The sequence below is a fragment of the Bacillus sp. GMa5/1 genome, from assembly GCF_050172015.1.
In the GTDB taxonomy this organism is placed as follows: domain Bacteria; phylum Bacillota; class Bacilli; order Bacillales; family Bacillaceae_G; genus Bacillus_A; species Bacillus_A cereus.
In genome coordinates this window covers 1-2,144 of sequence record NZ_JBNLYC010000355.1, presented here as the reverse complement: position 1 = coordinate 2,144, position 2,144 = coordinate 1, and the positions used below count along the sequence as shown (strand labels likewise).

Genomic DNA, 2,144 nt, shown 5'->3' with positions numbered 1-2,144 from the left:
AAAAGCAAAGCATAAAGAAAGATTTTGCATACGGAGTAAGCGCTTCCCATCCTCTTGCTGTAGATGAGGGAATGAAAATTTTACAACAAGGAGGAAATGCAATTGATGCGGCAATAGTAATTTCATATATGTTAGGAGTTGTAGAACCTTACGCTTCAGGATTAGGTGGTGGAGGTGGTATGTTAATTTTAAATGAACATGGGGAAAGTAATTTTATAGACTACCGTGAAGTGGCCCCCTCTCAAATTAATAATACAGGTAATACAGGAATTCCAGGATTCGTAGCGGGAATGGAATTTGCCCATAAAAAATACGGATCTATAGAAATGTCGGAATTATTGAAACCATCTATCTTCTACGCTGAGAATGGATTTGAAGTAGACGATATACTTTCTTCTCGATTGGCTGGTGCATCTCATCGGATTTATTCGAAAAAGCTAAATATTTTTTATCCTGATGGAGATCCAATTAATAAAGGGAAAAAACTTATTCAGAAAAAATTGTCCAATACTTTAAAAAATATTCAAGAAAAAGGAACTTCAGCATTTTATCAGGGGGATATAGCTAAAGAACTTAATAAAATGACTAATATCCCTTTGAGGGATATTAACAAGTATCAGGTTGAAGAGAGGAAACCTGTAATTGGGCAATATTGTGGATATACAGTTTATACGGCCCCGCCGCCTTTTTCTGGGGTAACATTACTCCAAATGTTAAAACAAACTGAATTAACTGATACTTATAGTAGCGCTAATAATTTAGAGGCATATATAAAAAAGATGGGTGAAATTACAAAGGCTTCCTATCAAGATAGAATTCAAACAATAGGTGATCCTAAATTTTCTCAAATGCACTCACAAAAATGGATTAGTCATCAATATCTATCAAGATTAATTAAAAAGGAAAATATAGTACCTCTGGAAGAGGAACACGAAAGTACAACGCATTTTGTCGTTATGGACAAATATGGAACGGTTGTTTCTGTGACGAATACTTTAAGTAATTTTTTTGGTACTGGAGCTTATATGGAAGGTTTTTTTCTAAATAATCAGCTAGCTAATTTTAGTAATAGTCCAAATCAAAGAGAACCGGGTAAACGGTCAAGAACATTTATGGCTCCTACAATATTAGAGAAAAAAGGAACAGAAATTATGGGTATTGGATCACCAGGAGGGAATCGAATCCCACAAATTTTAACATTAGTATTAGATAAATATTTTCATAGAAATTCCGCTTTACAAGACATTGTAGATGAACCGCGATTTACCTTTGAAAAAGATTACTTGTATACCGAAAATGTATTACCACTCAATGTACAGAAAAATTTAAAAGAAGACGGTTATAACGTTATTTATAAGGATTCCCCAGTATTTTATGGCGGAGTACAAGCTTTAGTTAGAGATGAAAAAAAGAATAAAATGATTGGGGCTGGGGATGGAAGGCGGAACGGATCTTGGAAATCTAACTAATAAGAGGGAGAGTGCAGTTTGATGGTAAAAAATACAATAAAATGGTTGGTGCCAATATTGGTTATAGCAGTATTACTTATTACACTTGGAAGCTTTAAACGTTCATCAACAATCACATCTGAGGAACAAGAAAAGATTGACTATCATGTAAACGTTGAATAAAAATTTCATCGTATATTATTAGCAACTTATTATACACTTTATTTGCTATATCAGACGAAAGCTGCAACTAGAAAACCAAATCTATTAGGACGTATAGTAAGTCAAAAGGAAATGAAACGTACTCTTAATTTAATGGAGGTAGCATAATGAATTTAAACTTAAAAACAATAGGGTGTTACATTCTTGGCGTAAGTATTTTATTTAGTCAAACTTTATGGGGTGATTCCGTAATTTTTGCAGCAGAAAAACAGATGGACTATATAAAACAAACTAGTTTTCAAACAACAAATATATTGGGTTACTCTGATAATTCGAGCTTAACAAAAGAATATAGAGATGAACAGTATCCTTTTACTTTACAAATCCCTACTATTTGGATGGAGCATGTGTATGTGAATCGAGAACCATTTGACGAAATTGCGAAAGGGACAATTAGTTTTGTTGCGAATATTGAGGGGGGGGAATTCCCTATTTGTAGCATTTTAATTTTTGATAATAACTCGGAAGTAACTG

At 33.4% G+C, this 2,144-nt stretch carries 3 protein-coding genes; all 3 read left to right on the top strand.

What is annotated here, in order from left to right:
* The coding region (locus tag ACQGSG_RS28540; RefSeq protein WP_426948671.1) for a gamma-glutamyltransferase family protein at window positions 1–1,469 on the top strand (1,469 nt) is incomplete at its 5' end.
* A 21-nt stretch (window positions 1,470–1,490) separates the two neighbouring features.
* Window positions 1,491–1,631, top strand: coding sequence for a CapE family protein (locus tag ACQGSG_RS28535; protein ID WP_000240488.1), 141 nt, complete (start codon window positions 1,491–1,493; stop codon window positions 1,629–1,631).
* Between the two features lie 146 nt (window positions 1,632–1,777).
* The coding region (locus ACQGSG_RS28530) for a hypothetical protein (protein ID WP_426948669.1) at window positions 1,778–2,144 on the top strand (367 nt) is incomplete at its 3' end.